At 67.0% G+C, this 4708-nt stretch carries 5 protein-coding genes; 2 read left to right on the top strand and 3 right to left on the bottom strand.

All coding sequences use genetic code 11. The features are described 5' to 3' along the window. Positions 1-312 (top strand): winged helix-turn-helix domain-containing protein (locus B0E41_RS00230; protein WP_143433585.1); only part of this gene is annotated, 312 nt, incomplete at its 5' end. Then, positions 309-1676, top strand: coding sequence for a sensor histidine kinase (locus tag B0E41_RS00225; protein WP_077327415.1), 1368 nt, complete (start codon positions 309-311; stop codon positions 1674-1676). The genes B0E41_RS00230 and B0E41_RS00225, both read left to right, overlap by 4 nt. Before the next feature lie 143 nt (positions 1677-1819). On the opposite strand, the gene B0E41_RS00220 is transcribed toward B0E41_RS00225, so the two are convergent. From B0E41_RS00220 to B0E41_RS00210, 3 genes are read right to left on the bottom strand one after another with little or no spacing between them, the layout of a single operon-like run. Continuing rightward, positions 1820-2914 carry an ABC transporter ATP-binding protein gene (locus B0E41_RS00220; protein WP_077327412.1) on the bottom strand — a complete coding sequence of 365 codons (1095 nt, stop codon included), beginning with the start codon at positions 2912-2914 and terminating at the stop codon, positions 1820-1822. Between the two features lie 3 nt (positions 2915-2917). Then, on the bottom strand, positions 2918-3778 hold the full coding sequence (locus B0E41_RS00215) for a carbohydrate ABC transporter permease (protein ID WP_077327409.1): 861 nt from the start codon (positions 3776-3778) through the stop codon (positions 2918-2920). Continuing rightward, on the bottom strand, positions 3768-4646 hold the full coding sequence (locus tag B0E41_RS00210) for a sugar ABC transporter permease (RefSeq protein WP_077327405.1): 879 nt from the start codon (positions 4644-4646) through the stop codon (positions 3768-3770). The genes B0E41_RS00215 and B0E41_RS00210 overlap by 11 nt, the downstream gene beginning before the upstream one ends. Between the last annotated feature and the right edge of the window lie 62 nt (positions 4647-4708).

Raw genomic sequence — 4708 nt, 5'->3', positions numbered from 1 at the left:
CCCCCACCCGCCGCGGGCAGCTTGCGCGTGGACCCGGTGCTGCCGCGCGCCTGGCTGGGCAACGAGGCCATCGAGCTGACCCAGCGCGAGTGGTCGCTGCTCGACCTGCTGGTGCGGCACAGCGGGCAGGTGGTCAGCCGCGAAGACGTGCTCGCGGCCTGGCAGTCCGAGCCCGGCGAGGCCGGCGGCGTGGCGTCCAACGCGCTCGAGGTGTACGTGCACCGCCTGCGCCGCAAGCTCGCCGGCTCCACGCTCAACATCCGCAACATCCGCGGCCTGGGCTACCTGCTCGAATCGGCCAACGCGCCATGACGGCGAGCGCGCCGGGCCTGTCGCTGCGCCGCCAGCTGCTGATCTGGCTGCTACTGCCCCAGCTGGTGCTCTGGGCCGGGGGCGGCCTGCTGGCCTACCGCATCGCCCTCTCGTACGCCGAGAAGGGCATCGACCAGTCGCTGACCCAGTCGGTTCGGGCGCTCGCGCGCCAGGTCAAACCCATCGGCTCGGGCCTGCTGATCGACTTTCCACGCGCTGCGCAGGACGTGCTGGAGCAAGACCCGGACGACCGCATCATGTACATGGTGTCCGCGCCGCCAGACGGCTTTCTGCTGGGCAACCAGCGGTTGCCGCAGCCCTCCATTGCACCCGCCGCGCCCGGTGAACCCTTGCTCTACAGCGCCAGCTTCGACGGCAAGCCCATGCGCTTCGTGGCCATGGAGGTGAACTACGGCGAAGACAACGCGCCGCAGACCATGCGCGTGCAGGTGGGCAAGAGTCTGGCGGTGCAACAGCGCATCGCGCGCGAGCTGATCGCCGACATGCTGGCGCCGCTGCTGGCGGCCGGCGTGCTGCTGAGCCTGGCGGTCTACGGCGGCATCCAGCGCGGTCTGGCGCCGCTAACGCGCCTGACCTCGCAGCTGGAGCACCGATCGGTCAACGCGCTGTCGCCCATCGGCATGACGCAGGCGCCCAACGAGGTGCACGCCCTGGTGCAGGCCATCAACGGCCTGCTCGACGAGGTGGCGCGCAACGTGAACCAGGAAAAGCGCTTCATCAACGACGCCGCCCACCAGCTGCGCACGCCACTGGCCGGGCTCATCAGCCAGGTGGAGCTGGCGCAGCGCGAAACGGCAGACCCGGTGGTCGGCGCGCGCCTGAACAAGGTGCTGACCGGCGCCGAGCGCAGTGCCCACCTGGTGCACCAGCTGCTCACCCTGGCGCGCACCGAAACCACAGCCCGGCGCGAGACGCTGGACCTCGCCGCCCTCGCCCGCGAGGTGGCCCGTGAATGGACCCCCAAGGCCGTCGCGTCGGGCGTGGACCTGGGCTTCGAAGGCACCGATCACCGCGAGATGCAGGGTGACGCCCTGCAACTGCGCGAAGCGATGGCCAACCTGATCGACAACGCCCTGCGCTACACGCCGCGCGGCAGCGCGGTCACGCTCAAGGTCGAGGCCCATGGCGACAGCACCCGCCTGATCGTTGAAGACAACGGCCCGGGGCTCAGCGACGACGACATGGCCCATGCGTTCCAGCGCTTCTGGCGCGCCAGCGAACAGCCTGGCGGCTGCGGGCTGGGTCTGGCCATCGTGAAGGAGATCGCGCGGCGCCATGGCGGCGACGCGCAGGTGGAGCGCGTGGCGCCGCAGGGCCTAAGGGTCGTGCTGACCCTCATGTAACCATGGGCATCCGTTTTTATGTGTCCGGAGCACCACCCCGACGCATGAAACGGTCCAGCCCAGGGCACCGCCGGGCCGGCTTTGCCGGACGGCCAGTGCCGCCCCCTTGGGGGTAGCGCAAAGCGCTGCGGGGGTGGCCGTTATCACGGCGCGTGGTGCGCGTCCATCTCCTTGAGCCGCACGCCCGACTGGTGGTCGAACCAGTTGTTGTGGCGCCCGCTGACCGTCATGCCGGCGGTGTCGCCCACCTGGATCTTGGTGTTGGCTGGGGCACGCACCGTCATCAGCCCCACCGCCGTTTTCACCACCACGTAGGTGTCGGCACCGGTGGGCTCCACGAGCACCACCTCGCCCCGCCAGGGCGAGTCGTCGCTCAGGTGGATGTGCTCGGGCCGCTGGCCCAGCGTCACCTGCGGCACGTCCGGGCAAGGCAGGTCCAGCGCGCCGCCCACGAACACGAACCGACCACTGTCGCCGGAGCGCTCCACCTGGCCCGGGATGAAGTTCATGGTGGGTGAGCCGATGAAGCCCGCCACGTAGGTGTTGGCCGGACGGCGGTAGATCTCGTCTGGCGTGTCGATCTGCTGCAGGATGCCGTCTTTCATCACCGCGATGCGGCTGCCCAGGGTCATGGCCTCGATCTGGTCGTGCGTCACGTACACCGTGGTGATGCCGCTCAGGTGGTGCAGGCGCTTGATCTCGGCGCGCATCTCCACGCGCAGCTTGGCGTCGAGGTTGGACAGCGGCTCGTCAAACAAAAACAGCTGCGGGTCGCGCGCCAGGGCCCGGCCCATGGCCACGCGCTGGCGCTGACCGCCCGAGAGCTGGGCCGGGCGGCGGTCGAGCAGGTGCTCGATCTGCAGCAGCGCGGCGACCTCGTGAATGCGCTTCTTGCGCACCTCCACCGGCACCTTGCGCATCTCCAGCGCGAAGCCGATGTTGTCGGCCACGGTCATGGTCGGGTACAGCGCATAGCTCTGGAACACCATGGCGATGTCGCGCTGCGCCGGCGCCATGCCGATCACGTTGGTGCCAGCGATGTGCAGCTCGCCCTCGGTGGGTTCTTCGAGGCCGGCAATGATGTTGAGCAGGGTGGACTTGCCGCAGCCCGAGGGGCCGACCAGGATGAGGAACTCGCCCGGCGCCACGTCGATGTCGATGCGCTTGAGCACCTCGACCATCTTGTCGCCTTTGCCGAACGCCTTGCGGATGCCTTTGATGTGCAGAGAGGAAGCCATGTGTTATCCCTTCACGGCGCCAGCCGTGAGACCTTTGACGAAATATTGACCGGCGAGCACGTACACCAGCATGGTGGGCAGGCCGGCGATGATGGCGGCGGCCATGTCCACGTTGTAGGCCTTGACGCTGCTGGTGGTGTTGGCCATGTTGTTCAGGCCCACGGTGACGGGCTTGCTGTCGGCGCCGCTGAAGGCCACACCGAACAGGAAGTCGTTCCAGATGTTGGTGAACTGCCAGATCAGCGTGACCATCATGATGGGCGTGGACATGGGCACCACGATGCGCCAGAAGATGCGCCAGAAGCCCGCGCCGTCGATGCGCGCGGCGTTCACCAACTCGCGCGGCACGGCCGTGTAGTAGTTGCGGAAGAACAGCGTGGTGCCGGCCATGCCCGCGAGGCAGTGCACCAGCACCAGCCCGCCGATGGAGCTGGAGATGCCGAGCCAGCCCAGCACCTGGCTCATGGGCAGCAGCACCACCTGGAAAGGCATGAACACGCCGAACAGCAGGAAGCCGAACAGCACCTCCGAGCCCCGGAACTTCCACATGCTCAGCACGTAGCCGTTGATCGCGCCCCAGGCGGTGGAGATCAGCACCGCCGGCACGGCCATGATCACCGAGTTCCAGAAATAGGGCTGCAGACCGCGGCAGTCCACCCCCGTGCAGGCGGTGGACCAGGCCAGGCGCCAGGCCTCGAAGTTCAAGCCGTGGGGCAGGCTCAGCAGGTTGCCCGAGCGGATCTGCTCGGCGTCCTTGAGCGAGGTCGCAACCATCACGTACAGCGGCGCCAGGAAAAACAACGCAGCGACCAGCAGCAGGCCGTAGGTGAACAGGCGTCCGAAGGAGAAGGATTTAGCGGTCATGAGGTTTCGCCCTGAGTTCGCTGTAGAGGTACGGAACAACAATCGCCGCCACGGTCGCCAGCATCATGGTGGCGCTGGCCGCGCCCAGGCCGATCTGGCCGCGCGTGAAGCTCATGGTGTACATGAAGGTGGCGGGCACGTCGGTCGCGAAACCTGGGCCGCCGGCGGTCAGCGCCATCACCAGGTCGAAGCTCTTGATCGACAGGTGAGAGAGCACCAGCACGGTGGAGAAGACCACCGGCCGCAGGATCGGCAGGATGATGCGCCAGTAGATCAGTGGCAGCGAAGCGCCGTCGATCTGCGCGGCCTTGATGATGCTGTCGTCGATGCCCCGCAAACCCGCGAGGAACAGCGCCATCGCAAAGCCGGCCGACTGCCAGATGCCCGCGATCACCACGCAGTAGATCGCGTAGTCCGACTGCACCAGCCAGTCGAAGCTGAAGGTCGTCCAGCCGAGGTCCTGCATGAGTTTTTGCAGGCCATCGCTGGGGTTGAGAATCCATTTCCAGGCGGTGCCGGTCACGATGAACGACAGCGCCATGGGGTAGAGGTAGATGGTGCGCAGCAGGCCTTCGGCGCGGATCTTCTGGTCGAGAAAGATCGCCAGCACCATGCCCACGGCCATCGAGCCGCCGACGTAGAGCACGCTGAAGATGCCGAGGTTTTTCAGGGCCACGTACCAGCGGTCCATCTCCCAAAGCGTGGCGTACTGGTCCAGGCCGACGAAGTTCTCGTAGTTGGGCAGCATGCGCGAGCCGGTCAGCGAGAGCACGCCGTTCCAGATCATGAGCCCGTAGATGAAGGCGAAGCCCAGCACGAAGGCGGGCGCGATCACCAGTTTCGGCAACAGGTTTTCAGCAGATTTCATGGGGAGTTCCCAAAAACAACCCCACCCGCGCAGGGTGGGGTTGTTTTTGGGAACTCCCCATG

This window comes from Hydrogenophaga sp. A37, assembly GCF_002001205.1.
Classification (GTDB): Bacteria; Pseudomonadota; Gammaproteobacteria; order Burkholderiales; family Burkholderiaceae_C; genus Hydrogenophaga.
The sequence above is the reverse complement of the archived record's forward strand: the minus strand, read 5'-3'. Positions and strand labels throughout refer to the sequence as shown.

Bases quoted from the DNA above. Each gene is read 5' to 3' on its own strand.
- B0E41_RS00220 (WP_077327412.1), bottom strand. From the start codon at position 2,914: ATGGCTTCCTCTCTGCACATCAAAGGCATCCGCAAGGCGTTCGGCAAA.
- B0E41_RS00210 (WP_077327405.1), bottom strand. From the start codon at position 4,646: ATGAAATCTGCTGAAAACCTGTTGCCGAAACTGGTGATCGCGCCCGCC.
- B0E41_RS00215 (WP_077327409.1), bottom strand. From the start codon at position 3,778: ATGACCGCTAAATCCTTCTCCTTCGGACGCCTGTTCACCTACGGCCTG.
- B0E41_RS00225 (WP_077327415.1), top strand. From the start codon at position 309: ATGACGGCGAGCGCGCCGGGCCTGTCGCTGCGCCGCCAGCTGCTGATC.